The organism is Xanthomonas arboricola (assembly GCF_002940665.1).
GTDB classification, from domain to species: Bacteria; Pseudomonadota; Gammaproteobacteria; order Xanthomonadales; family Xanthomonadaceae; genus Xanthomonas; species Xanthomonas arboricola_B.
Window position 1 is genome coordinate 1083944 of the sequence record NZ_MIGY01000002.1, and the last position, 15732, is coordinate 1099675.

Below are 15732 nucleotides of genomic sequence, written 5' to 3' on the forward strand. Positions count from 1 at the left end.
CCGGGCGAGCCCGGGCGTTGGATGGTCCAGCGTTGTACGCGTCGTTAGCGCACGCGTCCACGCGTAAACAGATTGACGATCGCCAGCAGGATCACCGCGCCCACCAATGACCACACAAAGGTCCACAACGTGATGGCCTGATTGATCCCGCCACCGAACAGGAACCCGGCGATCAGCGCGCCGACGATGCCCACCACAATATTCAGGATGATGCCTTGCTGCGCATCGCGACGCATGATGATGCTGGCCAGCCACCCCACGATGCCGCCGACGATCAACCAGATGATGATGCCCATGGTGCCGAACTCCTCATGCGATTGCACCGGAAGTAGTGCATGGGCGCCATTCAACGCAGATGGGCGTGAAGTGACTGTCGAGCGCGGTCGCACGCGCATGCGGCTGTTGTGCTTGGTGCACGGAGCGTGACAGCGCACGCAAGCTGGCGGATCGGTCCGGTGCAACTGTGGCTGCGTCCGCACCGGCCTGGCGAGCGCGGCGAACCACAGGCGCGTGAACTGTTGGGCCAGGCCCTGGCCCTGGAACCGGCCCGGGTGCCGCTGCTGCGTGACGAGCGCGGGCGGCCTTCGCTGCAACCGGCCTTGCCCGACCGGGACACTGGCTGGAGCCACAGCGGCGGCTATCTGCTGGTCGGCCTGGGGCAGGGCGTGCGGCTGGGCGTGGACCTGGAACGCATCCGCGCGCGCGCGCGTTTGCTGGAGATCGCGCAGCGATTTTTCCATGCAGATGAAATCGCGCTGCTGGCCGGCCTGGAGCCGGACGCGCAGCAGGCGCTGTTTTTCCGCCTGTGGTGTGCCAAGGAAGCGCTGCTCAAGGCGTACGGGCATGGCCTGTCGTTTGGCCTGCATCGGCTCGCCTACGCAGTGGCGCCCGACGGCGCATTGCGGTTGCAGTGGTGCGACCCGGCGCTTGGCCAAGCCGCGCGATGGCAGTTGCACGAATGGTGGGCCGCACCGGACTGCCGCGCGGCACTGGCGTTCTATCCGTTGCCGACCGAATAGGCGCGGCGATCGATTCACCGCCTGTCTGCAGCGCAGGTGTGCGCTGCGTCCTGGACCGGAATGCGGGATATGCCGGCCGTGGGGTCCTGCCGCGGCCGGCCCGACCGGCGTCTCAGGCACGTTCCCGCCGCGCCGCCGCGTGCGGCAAAATCGGCTGACGGAACAGCACCACCCCATCAGGATCACGCAGCGTCACCGAGACAAGGTGTGCCACAGCAGCGGATGATCCTGCCCACGCACCCATGTGGTCCACGCCACCATCGCCAGCATGCACGGCATGCATGCACCTGCACGCCAGCCAGCTGCGATAATCGCGGCATGAACGATGCCGCACTTCCCCCCGATGTAGCCGCTGCGCTGGCCGACGGCCTGCAGGCCCAATCCCTGGATGCGGCCTTCGCCGCGCCGTTGTTGCGCTATCTGACGCTGCTGGTGCGTTGGAACAAGACCTACAACCTCACCGCCGTGCGCGACCCGCGCGAGATGGTCACCCGCCATCTGCTCGATTCGCTGGCCATGCAGCCCTACATCGCCAGCGGCACGCTGGCCGATCTGGGCACCGGCCCCGGCCTGCCCGGCATCCCGCTGGCGATCACCCGCCCGCAGCTGCAGGTGACCCTGGTGGAAAGCAACGGCAAGAAGGCCCGCTTCATGCGCGAGGCGCTACGCCAGCTGGCGCTGGGCAACGCACGCGTGGCCGAGTCGCGCGCCGAGGCGCTGGACGAGCCGGCCGCCTACGACCATCTCACCGCGCGGGCGCTGGATACGCTGGCCGGCATCATTGAGGTCGGCGGCCACCTGCTGCGCCCGGGCGGCAGCCTGCTGGCGATGAAGGGCATCTACCCGCACGAAGAGATCGCCGCACTGCCCGCCGGCTGGACGGTGGGCGAGGTGCATCCGCTGCAGGTGCCCGGCCTGGACGGGGAGCGGCATCTGGTGGTGGTGCGCAAGGCAGGCTGAAGCGGCCGGCCTGTCCGGTCGCGCGCGTTCACTCCCCAATCCTCAATCCCCAATCCCCAATCCCCACGCTGGGACTTCCGGCCCATGGCAGCTGCCGCCCGGGCTGCCATGATCGAACGTTCGATCCGAACGCAGGCCGCCCGCACGTGACATCTCCTCTTGCCGCCGCACTCTCGCTCGCCCTGCTGGGCGCAAGCCTTGCCGCCACCTCGGCGCAGGCCGCCGCACCGGCACCAGTAGCGCCTGCCACGCTGACCGCCGAGCGCCCCGCCGATGCGCGCTTCCGCGCCATCTACGAAAAAGAATGGAGCTGGCGCCAGGCCGAGACCGGCCAGGCCGACGAAGACAGCGACACCACCGGCGACAATACCCATCTGCCCGATGTCGGCCCGGCCGCGCAGCAGGCGCGCCTGGCGGTATGGGACGGCGTGCTCAAGCAGCTCGACGGCATCGACCCGACACAGCTCTCGCCCGCCAACCAGGTCAACTACGCCATCTACCGCCCGCAGGTGGAAAACCTCGCCGCCGAGGTGCGCCTGCGCCTGTACGAGATGCCGTTCAATTCGGACAGCTCGTTCTGGTCCAACCTCGGCTTCATGGCGCAGCGGCCGATGAAGACCGCTGCCGAGTACCGCGCCTACATCGCGCGCCTCAACGATGTGCCGCGCTACTTCGACCAGCAGACCGCCAACATGCGCGCCGGCCTGGCGCGCGGGTTCAGCGTGCCGCGCGCGGTGCTGGATGGCCGCGACGTTTCCATCGCCACCGTGGCCGATGTCAAAGATCCCACCGGGTCCAGCTTCTACGCGCCGTTCAAGCAGCTGCCGGCGCAGATGTCCGCCGCCGAACAGGCGCAGTTGCGCGCACAGGCCAAGGCCGCGCTCAGCACGGCCGTGCTGCCGGCGTACGCCAGGCTGCTGAGTTTCTTCCGCGACGAATACATGCCCAAGGCGCGCACCACGCTGGCGGCCGAAGCGCTGCCCGAGGGCAAGGCGTTCTATCGCCAGCAGATCCGCGAATACACCACGCTGGACCTGACCCCGGAGCAGATCCACACGATCGGCCTGGACGAGGTGGCGCGCATCCAGGCGCAGATGGACGCGATCATCCAGCAGGTCGGCTTCAAGGGCAGCTTCGCGCAGTTCCTGACCTTCCTGCGCACCGACCCGCAGTTCTACGCCAAGACCCCGCAGGAACTGCTCGATCGCGCCGCGTGGATCTCCAAGCGGGTGGACGGGCAGGTCGGCAGGTTCATCGGCACGCTGCCGCGCGGGCGCTTCACCATCAAGCCGGTGCCGGACGATATCGCCCCGTTCTGGACCGCCGGCCGCGGCGGCGCCACCACCTACTGGGTCAACACCTACAACCTGCCGTCGCGGCCGTTGTACAACCTGCCGGCGCTGACCCTGCACGAGTCCTCGCCCGGGCATTCGCTGCAGGGCTCGCTGGCGCTGGAGCAGGGCGACCAGCCGGCGTTTCGCCGCGAAAACTATATCTCCGCCTATGGAGAAGGCTGGGCGCTGTACACCGAGAAGCTCGGCCAGGAGATGGGCATCTACGAGACCCCGTACGAGGAATTCGGCCGGCTCACCTACGAAATGTGGCGCGCCTGCCGGCTGGTGATCGACACCGGCGTGCACCACGACGGCTGGAGCCGCGAGCAGGCGCTGGCTTACCTGCGCGAGCGCACCGCGCTGAGCGAGCACGAGGTCACCACCGAGGTGGACCGCTACATCTCCTGGCCCGGCCAGGCGCTGAGCTACAAGCTGGGCGAGATCAGCATCGTCAAGCTGCGTGCCGAGGCCGAACAGGAGCTGGGCGACCGCTTCGACATCAAGGCCTTCCACGACGCGGTGCTGAAGCAGGGCTCGGTGACCTTGCCGGTGCTGGAGCAGCAGGTGCGCGCGTTTATCGCCGCGAGCAAGGCGCGCCCGGCAACGTCCAAGCCCAGCGCCGCCGCGCCCTGACCCAGGCCAACGGTCCGCTCCACGTAGGAGCGGACCCGGCCGCGACGCCGTGCCGACCCTGGCGCCGTCATGGCCTCGATCCCAGTTCCAGGTAATCGTCGGCAGCTTCTCGCCCTCCCGGGCGCTGTCTGCGAACAACCAGCTGTAGGCGGAGTGCCATCGAGCTGACCAGGACGGCGTCGCGGCCAGGTCCGCTCCTACGACGCTGCGTGCCAGGCCGTGCATGCGATTGTGTAACTGCCCGGCCCCCGGATACGCATGCGCCGATGTTGCTGCGTCTCGCCCGCCTGTTGCGTCTGATGGCGCTGGCCAAACGGTCCGCTCCACGTAGGAGCGGACCCGGCCGCGACGCCGTCCCGACCCTGGCGCCGTCCTGGCTTGAATCATCAGGTGATCGCTGGCGACCGACGTTACGCGCGCTGTGCGCGCGCAACCGGCATCCTGGTGTGATGCCATCGATTTGACCGGACGGCGTCGCGGCCAGGTCCGCTCCTACGACGCTGCGTGCCAGGCCGTGCATGCGATTGTGTAACTCCCCCGGCCCCGATACGCTGCGCCCATGCTGCTGCGTCGCGCCCGCCTGTTGCACCCCTTGCTGCGCCTGATGGCGCTGGCGGTGCTGGCCATGGGCGTGTTGGTCGCACCGGTGGCCTGCGCGCTGGGCGATGTGCATGCGCTGGCGCACGACCAGATGCACCTGGAAGACACCGCGCCGCACGGTCATGACGGCGCCGACGAAGGCGATGCCGGCGAGCGCGATGGGGCCGGCCTGATGCACGCCCTGATGCATAGCGGCTACTGCCACGGCCAGAATCCGGCCGTCTTGCCGGCGCTGGCCTGGCTGCCGCTGTCCACGCACACGCAGGCCCAGCCCGTGGCCGTGCTTGCGTACTACCGCTCGCATCTGAGCGAGACCGGATTGCGTCCCCCGATCGCGGCCTGATGCATCGCCGGCAGCTGCCGGCCTGTCCATCGATCCCGATTCCGGAGACACCCTCATGTGGTTGCGACTGACGGCACTTGCCGTCTTCGCGGTCGTGCCGTGCGCCATGGCGCAGGACGTACCGCCCAAGCCCGTGCTGACCCTGGACGACGCCATCGCGCGCGTCGCCCGGCAGCACCCCGACCTGCGTCTGGCCGATGGTCAGCGCGCGGTCCTCACCGCCGACGCCGAGCGCGACGCGTTGCGTCCGCCGTTGCGCATCGGCGCCGAACTGGAAAACGTGTTCGGCAGCGGCCCGACCCGCGCGCTGGACCAGGCCGAACTCACCGTCACCCTGGCTGGCGTGCTGGAACGTGGCGGCAAGCTGGACGCGCGCCGCACCCTGGCCCAGGCACGCATCGACGCACTTGCACCGCAGCGGGCGCTGGCGCGCCTGGACGTGCTGGCCGAAGTCGCCCTGCGCTATCTGTCCATCGGCATGGCCGCGCAACGGCATGCGGCCGCGCTGGAAACCCTGGCCCAGCGCCAACGCACCGTCAGTGCCGCGCGCCAGCGGCTACAGGCCGGCGCATCGCCCGAATCGGTGCTGCTGACCGCCCAGGCCCTGCAGGCGCGCGCGGAACTAGAGCGCGATCGCGCCCAGCAGGAGCTGCTGGCCGCACGCCGCCAGCTGGCGGTGCTGTGGGGCCAGCGCACGCCGGACTTTGGCGATGTCACCGGCGACCCATTGCAGCTGCCGGCGATTCCCGAGTTCGAGGTGCTGGCGCAGCTGCTCGATGCCACCCCCGAACTGGCGCGCTTGACTGGTGAGCAGCGCGTGCGCGAGGCACGGGTGCGGCTGGCACGCAGCCAGGCACGCCCGGACCTGGACTGGCAGGTGGGCGTGCGCCGGCTCGAAGCCAACGACGCCACCGCACTGCTGGGCAGCGTCTCGCTGGCGTTGGGCAGCGCCGCGCGTGCGCAACCGGAGATCCGCGCCGCCGAAGCTGAGCTGTCGTTACTGGAGATCGAACGCCAATCGCAGGCACTGACGCTCTACACCACGCTGGCCGACGCGCATGGCCGCTACCGCGCCGCGCAGCTGGAAGTGGCGCGCATGCGCAGCGATGTGTTGCCCGCACTTGCGCGCGCCGATGCCGCCGCCGAGCGCGCGTACCGCGCCGGCGCCACCAGTTATCTGGACTGGGCGCAGCTGCAGGCACAGCGCAGCGATGCACGCCAGCAGCAATTGGCTGCCGCGTTGGAAGCGCAGACCGCATTGATCGAGATCCAGCGCCTGACCGGGCAGCCGTTCGTGGCCGACAGCGCTACGCAGGTGGGGCCATGAGCGCTACCTCCGCTGCGCGTTTTCGCCCTGCCTGCCTGCGTCCGCCTGGATCTGTTGTGCCGGCATCGGTATCGACGCCGGCAAGCGCGTCGGCATCCAGCAGGCGCCAAGCGCTGCTCGCGCCTAACACGCACCCAAGGCATCCGGCGCACATCTTCTTCGTTCGTTCGCCCGACGCACAGCGTCGGCGCCAGCCAGGATTTTCTTCGATGACACGTTTTCTGATCGCGCCGCTGTTGCTGGCGCTGCTGCTGGGCGGCTGCGGCCGCAACGGCGAACAATCGCAGGACCACGCAACGCCCGGCGCCGAGGGCGGTGCCGACGCCCATGGCGAGGAAGCCGAAAAAGGCGCGCACGGCGGGCGCCTGCTGCGCCAGGACGGCGACAGCGTGGAGCTGGCGATTGCCGAAGACGGCACGCCGCCGACCTATCGCGCCTGGCTGTACCACGACGGCAAGCCTTTGTCGCCCGGCGCCGGCAGTGTCGAAGTGCGCCTGACCCGGCTCGGTGGCATCAACGAAGTGCATCGGTTGCGCGCGCGCGACGATGGCAGCCTGTTGGCCGACAGCACGGTCGGCGAGCCGCATTCGTTCGATGTGGAGGTGCGCGCCACCGTGCAGGGCAAGTCGCATCGCTGGGCCTATCCCAGCTATGAAGGGCGCACCACCATCGCGGCCAAAATCGCGCAGGACGCCGGCATCCGGGTCGCGCCGGTCGGTGCCGGCAGCATCGCCGACCAGCACGAGGTGCAAGGCCTGCTGACGCCGGCAGAAGGTGCGCAGGCGCAGGCCGCCGCGCGCTTTCCCGGGCCGGTGCGCAGCCTGCGCGTCAACGTCGGCGACCAGGTGCGTGCCGGCCAGGTGCTGGCCACGGTGGAGAGCAATCTGAGCCTGACCACGTATTCGGTCAGCGCACCGATCAGCGGCACCGTGCTCGCCCGCAACGCCAGCCTGGGCAGCAACGCCAGCGAAGGCCAGGCGTTGTTCGAGATTGCCGACCTGTCGCGCTTGTGGGTGGATCTGCATATCTTCGGCGCCGATGCCGGCCACATCACCGCTGGCGCACCGGTGACGGTGACCCGCATCAGCGATGGCGTGGTGACGCAGACCACGTTGGAGCGCGTGTTGCCGGGCACGGCCACCGCGAGTCAGAGCACGGTGGCGCGCGCGGTGTTGCGCAACGACGACGGTCTGTGGCGGCCGGGTTCGGCGGTGAAGGCGCAGGTGACGGTGGCGCAGCAGCCGGCGGCAATGGTGGTGCCGGTGGGGGCCTTGCAGCAGTTTCGCGACTGGGAGGTGGTGTTCGTGCGGGTGGGGGATGTGTACGAGGTGCGGCCGGTGAAGTTGGGCGCGCGCGATGCACGGCAGGTGCAGGTGGTGTCGGGTTTGACGGCCGGGGATACGGTGGTGGTGGAGCAGAGCTATCTGGTGAAGGCGGACATCGAGAAGTCGGGGGCGTCGCATGATCATTGATCGCTGCGCTTCCGGATTGCGTCTGCCTCGACCGCAAGCGCGTGCTTGCGAACAGCTCGTCCATTCTTCGGTGAAACCTTTTTTACGTCATCCACGCGCTCACGTCGCAGGCGATCACACACGCAACCGGGTGAGAATCTGCGCGGCGAAGACCGGATGCGCCGGGGGCGATCGCGATGTTGGCGGAGGTCGGGACCCCGGCTGCAGTGCCGCCGGCCGACGGCAGCCCGCTGCGATTGCGCAGGCGTCGTGCGTGCGTACGCACGCACTGATCGGTGTGGCTGCGCACGCCGTTGCGCCGAGTGTGCGCGGAGGTGTGCGTCATGCTTACTAACATCATTCGGTTTGCGATCGCGCAGCGGTGGTTGATGCTGGCGTTGACGGCGGTGTTGATTGCGATCGGGGCGTGGAGTTTTTCGCGCCTGCCGATCGATGCCACCCCGGACATCACCAATGTGCAGGTGCAGGTCAACACGGCCGCGCCGGGGTACTCGCCGTTGGAGTCGGAGCAGCGGGTGACGTTTCCGCTGGAGACGGTGTTGGCGGGCTTGCCGGGGCTGGAATCCACACGCTCGTTGTCGCGCTACGGCTTGTCGCAGGTGACGGCGGTCTTTGCCGATGGCACGGACCTGTATTTTGCGCGGCAGCAGGTGGCCGAGCGGCTGCAGCAGGTCAAGTCGCAGCTGCCGGCCGAGTTGGAGCCGCAGCTGGGGCCGATCGCGACCGGCCTGGGCGAGATCTTCATGTACACGGTCGAAGCCAAACCGAATGCGCGCAAGCCCGATGGCAGTGCGTGGACGGCCACCGATCTGCGCACCCTGCAGGATTGGGTGGTGCGCCCGCAGTTGCGCACTGTGCCCGGCGTCACCGAGGTCAATACCATCGGCGGCTACGCGCGGCAGATCCACATCACCCCGGACCCGGCACGCCTGGTCGCACTGGGTTTCACGCTGGACGATGTCGCGCGCGCGGTGGAGGCGAACAATCGCAACATCGGCGCCGGCTATATCGAACGCAACGGCCAGCAGTTCCTGGTGCGGGTGCCGGGGCAGGTGGACGACATCGTGCAGATCGGGGCGATCGTGCTGGATCGGCGGCAAGGCGTGCCGATCCGGGTGCGCGATGTGGCGCAGGTCGGCGAGGGGCGCGCGTTGCGCACCGGGGCGGCCACCCAGGACGGCACCGAAGTGGTGCTCGGCACGGTGTTCATGCTGGTCGGCGCCAATAGCCGCACCGTGGCGCAGGCCGCAGCGCAGCGGCTGGAAGTGGCCAATGCCAGCTTGCCGGCCGGCGTGCAGGCGGTGCCGGTCTACGATCGCACCGCGCTGGTGGACCGCACCATCGCTACCGTCGCCAAGAACCTGATCGAAGGCGCGTTGCTGGTGATCGTGGTGCTGTTCCTGCTGCTGGGCAATGTGCGCGCGGCCCTGATCACCGCGGCGGTGATCCCGCTGGCGATGTTGTTCACCCTCACCGGCATGCTGCGCGGTGGCGTGTCCGGCAACCTGATGAGTCTGGGTGCGCTGGATTTCGGCCTGATCGTCGATGGCGCGGTGATCATCGTGGAGAACTGCCTGCGCCGCTTCGGGCAGGCGCAATTGCGGCTGGGGCGGGTGCTCGAGCGCGACGAGCGTTTCGAACTGACCGCCGAAGCCACCGCAGAGGTGATCCGGCCCAGCCTGTTCGGACTGGGCATCATCACGGCGGTGTATCTGCCGGTGTTCGCACTCACCGGTATCGAAGGCAAGATGTTCCATCCGATGGCGATCACCGTGGTGCTGGCGCTGACCGGCGCGATGCTGCTGTCGCTCACTTTTGTCCCCGCAGCGGTCGCCTTGTTGCTCGGCGGCAAGGTGGCTGAGCACGAGAACCGCGCGATGCGCTGGGCGCGCGGCGTGTATGCGCCCTTGCTGGAGCGCGCGCTGCGTCACGGCCGTTGGGTCGGTCTCGGCGCGGTGGCGGCGGTGGCGCTGTGCGCGGTGTTGGCCACGCGCCTGGGCAGCGAATTCATCCCGAACCTGGACGAGGGCGATATCGCGCTGCACGCCTTGCGCATTCCCGGCACCAGCCTGGAACAGGCCATCACCATGCAATCCACGCTGGAAAAACGCATCAAGCAGTTTCCGGAGGTGGCGCATGTGTTCGGCAAGCTCGGCACTGCCGAAGTGGCGACCGATCCGATGCCGCCGTCGGTGGCCGATACGTTCTTGATCATGCATCCGCGCGCGCGGTGGCCGGACCCGCGCAAACCCAAGGCGCAGTTGGTAGCCGAGATCGAGCAGGCGGTGAAGCAGCTGCCCGGCAACAACTACGAGTTCACCCAGCCGATCCAGATGCGCATGAACGAGCTGATTTCCGGCGTGCGCGCGGATGTGGCGATCAAGGTCTACGGCGATGACCTGGACACCCTGGTCACGCTGGGGCAACGCGTGCAGCAAGTCGCCAGCACGGTGCCGGGCGCGGCCGACGTGAGCCTGGAGCAGGCCACCGGCCTGCCGATGCTGGCGGTGGTGCCCGATCGTGCCGCACTGGCCGGGTACGGGCTCAATCCCGGCGTGGTGCAGGACACGGTGTCGGCGGCGGTGGGTGGGCAGGCGTCCGGGCAGTTGTTCGAAGGCGACCGCCGGTTCGACATTGTGGTGCGCCTGCCCGAAGGCCTGCGTCAGGACCCGACGGCGTTGGCCGATCTGCCGATACCGCTGCGTGGCGATGGCGAGCGCGCCGATGTCGACGAGTCCAGCCGCGCGGCTGGTTGGCGGAGTGGCGAACCGATCACGGTGCCGCTGCGCGAGGTTGCAAGGATCGCAACCGTACTCGGGCCCAACCAGATCAATCGCGAAGACGGCAAGCGCCGCATCGTGATCACCGCCAATGTGCGCGACCGCGACCTGGGCGGATTCGTGGCCGAGGTGCAGCAGCGCGTGCAGGCCGAGGTCGTGCTGCCCACCGGCTACTGGATCGGCTACGGCGGCACCTTCGAGCAACTGATCTCCGCCGGCCAGCGCCTTGCCTGGGTGGTGCCGGGCACCTTGTTGCTGATCTTCGCGCTGCTGTACTGGTCGTTCGGTTCGCTGCGCGATGCGCTGGTGGTGTTCAGCGGCGTGCCGCTGGCGCTGACCGGCGGCGTGGTGGCGCTGGCGCTGCGCGGCCTGGCGTTGTCGATCTCCGCGGGTGTCGGCTTTATCGCGCTGTCGGGGGTGGCGGTGCTCAACGGCCTGGTGATGATCGCCTTCGTGCGCAGCCTGCGGGCCGAGGGCATGTCGCTGGAGCAGGCCTTACGCGAAGGCGCGCTGAGCCGGCTGCGCCCGGTGCTGATGACCGCGTTGGTGGCCGCACTGGGCTTTGTGCCGATGGCCTTCAATGTCGGCGCCGGGGCCGAGGTGCAGCGCCCGCTGGCCACGGTGGTGATCGGCGGCATCGTCTCGTCCACCTTGCTGACCCTGCTGGTGCTGCCGGTGCTGTATCGCTGGCTGCACCGCGAGCGGGCGGGGCCTGCCCGTGCGGGCTAAGTGCTTGCGGCACATAGGAAAGCCGTGCATAATGCGCGGCTCGCTGTGCCCGGATCGCTCTGGATGGCGGCACCCAGCGCGATGGGGTTGCCGGCTTGTTCCCAGCGTAAGTTCTTGATTCCCAACGTTGCGTGGCAGCTTGACGCTGTCGGGGCCGCCGCTCCCCAGGCTATGGGTGGCAATTCATTTATCGAGGTGCGTAATGTCCCGCGTATGCCAAGTGTCCGGCAAGCGTGTGCAGACGGGTAACAACGTCTCCCACGCAAACAACAGAACCCGTCGTCGCTTCCTGCCCAACCTGCACGAGCGTCGCTTCTGGGTCGCCAGCGAGAACCGTTGGGTGAAGCTCCGTGTCTCCGCGCATGCATTGCGCACCATCGACAAGAACGGGATTGATGCCGTTCTGAAAGAGCTGCGTGCGCGCGGCGAAAAGGTCTGAGGAGTAAGCAGTCATGGCAAAAGGCAAGCGTGACAAGATTCGTATGATTTCCTCGGCCGCTACCGGCCACTTCTACACCACGGACAAGAACAAGAAAAACACTCCGGGGAAGATGGAAATGATGAAATACGACCCGGTCGTGCGTAAGCACGTGATGTACAAGGAAGGCAAGATCAAGTAATCCACCGATTACCCGATCTGCATTCCAGCAAACACCCGCCGAAAGGCGGGTGTTTGCGTTTGGGGAGCGTTGCGGGGTTTGATTGCGACAATGGTCGGCGTGCACTCCCCTCTCCCTCCGGGAGAGGGGTTGGGGTGAGGACACGGGGCGAAGCCACTCGCGGTGGTTGGAGCACCAGAGGCTTCGCACGTACCCTCAGCCGCCCCTGCGGGGCACCTTCACCCGATGGGAGAAGGGAGCGAGACCTCGTTTTTCCGATTGCACGCACCGTCAGTGGCTTGCAGTTCGAGGCGAAGCAGCCGGCGTTTCACTTCTGAAGGCGCGTGACGACGCGTTTTACATCGCAGGCGGTGACCGTTCTCCGAGGCGCCCCTCATCCGCCCCTGCGGGGCACCTTCACCCGATGGGAGAAGGAAGCACAGCTGCAGCCGCGCGCGCAATTGCGTATCCAGGCGCGGATACGCCCGCTGCGCATTGCCTTCGAACACTTGGCGCTTGTCGGCGTCGGAAAGCGCCAATGCATCGAGGTAGCGCTTGATGTCGTCGAAGTACTGGCCAGTTTGTGGGCCGATGCCGCGCACCGCACCGACCATCTCCGGGACAGGACCGCTACGCCATCCAGGGCGTCCACCCTGGTGCCGGTTGGCAGCAATGCGCCACACCAGGAGCCGGCGATGTCGGTAAACGCCAGCACTCGGTGCAGCGGTGCCGGGCATGCCGGACCCATTGCGTTCACGCACCGGGCCGTCAGAATCGGAGCCTTCTTGAGAACGGATCGCTGATGCTGCCTGACTGGTTGCAAGGGACCTGGCTGCTGGCGCTGGACTGGGTGATTCGCCTGGCCGCGCTGTTGTGGATTCCGGCCCGCACCACGCCGGGTGCGGCGCGCAGCTGGTTGCTGCTGATCGGCTTCGTGCCGGTGGTCGGCCTGCCGCTGTATCTGCTGTTCGGCCACCCATGGTTGTCGCGGGTGCGGGTGCAGCGCCAGGCCACCGCCTCACAGGTGATTCGCGAGCAGCAACTGCCCCTGCACGCCTTGCGCTGGACCCCGCAGGCGGACACCAGCAGCGCCGAGGTGGTGCCGCTGATCGAACGCCAGGGCGATTTCATGCCCACGCTGGGCAATGCGGTGGAACTGCTGGACGACTACACGCAGTCGCTGCAGGCCTTGATCGCCGCGATCGACACGGCGCAAAAACGCGTGCATCTGCTGTATTACCTGATGTTCGACGACGCGGTGGGCGATGCGGTGGTTGCCGCACTGCTGCGCGCCGGTGCGCGTGGCGTGCGCTGCCGCGTGCTGCTGGATGCGGTAGGCGCCAAGCGCGGTCTGCGCCACTATCGCAAACGGCTGCAGGCCGGTGGGGTGGACGTGCTGGCGGTGTTGCCCGGCGGCCTGCGCTGGCGCCGCAGCGGGCGCATGGATCTGCGCAACCATCGCAAGATTGCGGTGATCGACAATCAGGTGGGCTTTGTCGGCTCGCAGAATCTGGCCGAGGCCGGCTTCATCGACGGGGTGCCCAATCGCGAGCTGGTGGCGCGCGTGCGCGGGCCGGTGGTCAATCATCTGGAAGCGGTGTTCGCCAGCGACTGGTTCACCGAAACCGGACAGCGTCTGGACGTATGGCCGGATGCGTCGGTGTGCGAGGCCAACATCGCCACGCAGTTGCTGCCCAGCGGGCCGGCGTATCCGTTCGAAAACGCGCGCGATGCGATCAACGCGGTGATCCATCTGGCGCGGCGCAAGGTGGTTCTGGTGACGCCGTATTTCGTTCCCGACGAAGCCTTGCTCAGCGCGTTGCGCATTGCCGCGGTGTCGGGCGTGGATGTGCAGCTGATCCTGTCGGAGAGCAACAACCAGATCCTGGCGGCCTGGGCGCAGGAGGCGTATTTCGAAGAGCTGCTGCGCTGCGGGGTCAAGATCGCGCTGTATCGCCCGCACTTCCTGCATGCCAAGCACTTGAGCATGGATGAGGACATCGCGCTGGTCGGCTCGATCAACCTGGATATCCGCTCGTTCGCGCTCAACGCCGAGATCGGCATGCTCTGCTACGACCAGGGCGTGGTGCAGCGGCTGCGTGCGATCGAGCAGGATTATCTGGCCAATGCACGCCAGCTGGAGCTGGAGCAGTGGCGCACGCGCCCGGCCTGGCGCCGCAGCCGCGAAGGCATTGCGCGCCTGGCCGATGCGTTGATGTAGAGGTTGCGTGTGTACCCGGTCCGTGCGGATGCAGTGCCCATAAGGCATGGGGTGATGCCTGCGGCGGCAGGTGTCGTGGTGATTAGGCGGCCTGCGCCGGCAAGCTCCCGTTGGGTGCGCGCGTGCCCGCGTTCGAACGGACGCGTCAGGCGACCGGCACGTCTGCGTGGCTATCCCGGCCATCGCGGCGGGCATGGCCGCTGTCATCGGTGCGGCGCGACGCATCGCCTACAATCGCCGGATGAATGAACTGCGTGATCCCGGCGATGCAGTGATCGCCATCGTTGGCGGTGGCGCATCCGGTGTGCTGGTGGCGCTGCAGCTGTTGCGTCAGGCCGTGGCGCCGGTGCAGATCGTGCTCATCGAGCCGCACGCGGTGCTGGGCGAGGGCGTGGCGTACTCCACCGTGCGGCCGGAACATCTGCTCAATGTGCCCGCCGCGCGGATGAGTGCGTTGGTGGAGGCGCCGCAGGATTTCGTCGATTACCTGCGTGCGCACGCCTGCTGCCCGGAGCTGGAGGACGCGCAGCTGCCGCAGCACTTCGTCGGGCGCAGGCACTACGCGCCCTACTTGCGCGATCGTCTGCAGGCCGCGCGGGTGCAGGGGCCGGCGACGCTCACCGTTCACAGCGCCCGCGTGCAGAGGTTGCAAACCGATGCCGATGGCGCGCTGTTGCAGCTCGACGATGGACAGACCGTGCAGGCCAACAGCGTGGTGCTGGCGGTAGGCAATGCGTTGCGGCCGTTGCCGCTGCGCGGGGCCACCGGCCTGTCGGCAGCGCAGCGGGTGGAAGCCTGGGATACCGACGCAATCGCCGCGTTGCCGCAGGACGCGGCGGTGTGCATCGTCGGCTCGGGACTGAGCATGGCCGACACGGTGGTGACGCTGGCCGCGCAGGCGCATCGCGGGGCGGTGCACGTGGTGTCGCGGCATGGGCTGCTGCCGTTGCCGCAGGCGCACTGCGTGGCGGCGGACTTCGATCCGCAACCGTTGCTGGCGCTGTCGCTGCGTGCGCGGATGCGCAGCTTGCGGCAGCATGCGCGGGTTGCGGTGGCGCAGGGCCTGCCCTGGCAGAGCGTGATGGAGCGTTTGCGCCCGTTGAGTCAGGCCCTGTGGCAAACGCTGTCGGTTGCCGACCAACGCCGCTTCCTGCGCCACGTGGTGCGCTATTGGGATGTGCATCGTCACCGCATCGCCGCGCCGGTGCATGCGCAACTGCAGGCGATGCGCGCGCGCGGACAATTGCAGCTGCATCGCGCGCGGCTGGATGTGGCATTCCAGGCCGGCGCGTGCGTGCGGGTCAGTGCCGGCGCCAGTGCAGGGCATGCCTTGCAGCTGGATGTGCAGACGCTGGTCAACGCCACCGGCGTGGAAATGCGCGTGCAGGCAATGCGCAACCCGCTGCTGCAGCAGCTGCTGGGGCAGGGCATTGCGGTAGCCGGTCCGCATGGGATCGGGGTGGATACCGATGCCGATGGCTGTCTGATCGATGCCGATGGGCATGCCAATCCGCGCTTGCGGGTGATCGGCAGCCTGCGGATCGGGTCGTTTTGGGAAAGCCTGGCAGTGCCGGAGTTGCGTGAGCAGGCAACGGCGATTGCGCGGGACCTGTTGGAATTGCCGGGGCGGTGAGGGGCGGTGTTCCCTTCTCCCGCCGGGAGAAGGCGGTGCGTCGCGGCGGATGAGGGTACGAGCGAAGCCCCGCATTCCCAAC

At 68.0% G+C, this 15732-nt stretch carries 12 protein-coding genes and 2 pseudogenes; 11 read left to right on the top strand and 3 right to left on the bottom strand.

The window, feature by feature from the left end:
• Positions 1-44: 44 nt before the first annotated feature.
• Complete coding sequence (locus XarjCFBP7645_RS11800; protein WP_016901812.1) at positions 45-296, bottom strand: GlsB/YeaQ/YmgE family stress response membrane protein; 252 nt, start codon at positions 294-296, stop codon at positions 45-47.
• Positions 297-422: 126 nt separating this feature from the next.
• Between XarjCFBP7645_RS11800 and XarjCFBP7645_RS11805 the strand changes: the two genes are divergently transcribed.
• From XarjCFBP7645_RS11805 to rpmG, 9 genes are all read left to right on the top strand, one after another.
• Positions 423-1019 (top strand): 4'-phosphopantetheinyl transferase family protein, encoded by a 597-nt coding sequence (locus XarjCFBP7645_RS11805; protein WP_104537613.1) that lies wholly within the window; start codon positions 423-425, stop codon positions 1017-1019.
• A gap of 318 nt (positions 1020-1337) precedes the next feature.
• On the top strand, positions 1338-1979 hold the full coding sequence (gene rsmG / locus XarjCFBP7645_RS11810) for a 16S rRNA (guanine(527)-N(7))-methyltransferase RsmG (protein WP_104537614.1): 642 nt from the start codon (positions 1338-1340) through the stop codon (positions 1977-1979).
• Between the two features lie 146 nt (positions 1980-2125).
• A complete protein-coding gene (locus XarjCFBP7645_RS11815) occupies positions 2126-3946 on the top strand; it encodes a DUF885 domain-containing protein (protein ID WP_104537615.1) in 1821 nt (606 codons plus the stop codon).
• Between the two features lie 559 nt (positions 3947-4505).
• Positions 4506-4889, top strand: a complete 384-nt coding sequence (locus tag XarjCFBP7645_RS11820; RefSeq protein WP_016902720.1) for a hypothetical protein — start codon at positions 4506-4508, stop codon at positions 4887-4889.
• Positions 4890-4944: 55 nt separating this feature from the next.
• Positions 4945-6216, top strand: a complete 1272-nt coding sequence (locus XarjCFBP7645_RS11825) for a TolC family protein (RefSeq protein ID WP_104537616.1) — start codon at positions 4945-4947, stop codon at positions 6214-6216.
• A 209-nt stretch (positions 6217-6425) separates the two neighbouring features.
• Entirely contained in the window at positions 6426-7688 is a 1263-nt protein-coding gene (locus tag XarjCFBP7645_RS11830; RefSeq protein ID WP_104537617.1) for an efflux RND transporter periplasmic adaptor subunit, read from the top strand.
• A 323-nt stretch (positions 7689-8011) separates the two neighbouring features.
• On the top strand, positions 8012-11197 hold the full coding sequence (locus XarjCFBP7645_RS11840) for an efflux RND transporter permease subunit (protein WP_104537619.1): 3186 nt from the start codon (positions 8012-8014) through the stop codon (positions 11195-11197).
• Between the two features lie 202 nt (positions 11198-11399).
• A complete protein-coding gene (gene rpmB, locus XarjCFBP7645_RS11845) occupies positions 11400-11636 on the top strand; it encodes a 50S ribosomal protein L28 (protein WP_002809459.1) in 237 nt (78 codons plus the stop codon).
• 13 nt (positions 11637-11649) lie between these two features.
• Positions 11650-11817, top strand: coding sequence for a 50S ribosomal protein L33 (rpmG, locus tag XarjCFBP7645_RS11850; protein WP_002809462.1), 168 nt, complete (start codon positions 11650-11652; stop codon positions 11815-11817).
• A gap of 428 nt (positions 11818-12245) precedes the next feature.
• On the opposite strand, the pseudogene XarjCFBP7645_RS11855 reads toward rpmG, so the two are convergent.
• A pseudogene (locus XarjCFBP7645_RS11855) lies at positions 12246-12413 on the bottom strand (amidohydrolase family protein); the annotation flags it as partial.
• 8 nt (positions 12414-12421) lie between these two features.
• Positions 12422-12536, bottom strand: a pseudogene (locus XarjCFBP7645_RS21805) (4-oxalomesaconate tautomerase); the annotation flags it as partial.
• Between the two features lie 62 nt (positions 12537-12598).
• On the opposite strand from XarjCFBP7645_RS21805, the gene cls reads away from it, so the two are divergent.
• Together cls and XarjCFBP7645_RS11870 are read left to right on the top strand one after the other, a co-directional pair.
• Complete coding sequence (gene cls / locus XarjCFBP7645_RS11865; protein WP_104537620.1) at positions 12599-14017, top strand: cardiolipin synthase; 1419 nt, start codon at positions 12599-12601, stop codon at positions 14015-14017.
• 241 nt (positions 14018-14258) lie between these two features.
• Entirely contained in the window at positions 14259-15650 is a 1392-nt protein-coding gene (locus tag XarjCFBP7645_RS11870; RefSeq protein WP_104537917.1) for an FAD/NAD(P)-binding protein, read from the top strand.
• Positions 15651-15732: the final 82 nt, after the last annotated feature.

Excerpts from the sequence above, each read along its gene's own strand:
- XarjCFBP7645_RS11800 (WP_016901812.1), bottom strand. The coding sequence starts at position 296 with ATGGGCATCATCATCTGGTTGATCGTCGGCGGCATCGTGGGGTGGCTG.
- rsmG (WP_104537614.1), top strand. The coding sequence starts at position 1,338 with ATGAACGATGCCGCACTTCCCCCCGATGTAGCCGCTGCGCTGGCCGAC.
- XarjCFBP7645_RS11820 (WP_016902720.1), top strand. The coding sequence starts at position 4,506 with ATGCTGCTGCGTCGCGCCCGCCTGTTGCACCCCTTGCTGCGCCTGATG.
- XarjCFBP7645_RS11825 (WP_104537616.1), top strand. The coding sequence starts at position 4,945 with ATGTGGTTGCGACTGACGGCACTTGCCGTCTTCGCGGTCGTGCCGTGC.
- XarjCFBP7645_RS11830 (WP_104537617.1), top strand. The coding sequence starts at position 6,426 with ATGACACGTTTTCTGATCGCGCCGCTGTTGCTGGCGCTGCTGCTGGGC.
- XarjCFBP7645_RS11840 (WP_104537619.1), top strand. The coding sequence starts at position 8,012 with ATGCTTACTAACATCATTCGGTTTGCGATCGCGCAGCGGTGGTTGATG.
- rpmB (WP_002809459.1), top strand. The coding sequence starts at position 11,400 with ATGTCCCGCGTATGCCAAGTGTCCGGCAAGCGTGTGCAGACGGGTAAC.
- rpmG (WP_002809462.1), top strand. The coding sequence starts at position 11,650 with ATGGCAAAAGGCAAGCGTGACAAGATTCGTATGATTTCCTCGGCCGCT.
- cls (WP_104537620.1), top strand. The coding sequence starts at position 12,599 with ATGCTGCCTGACTGGTTGCAAGGGACCTGGCTGCTGGCGCTGGACTGG.
- XarjCFBP7645_RS11870 (WP_104537917.1), top strand. The coding sequence starts at position 14,259 with ATGAATGAACTGCGTGATCCCGGCGATGCAGTGATCGCCATCGTTGGC.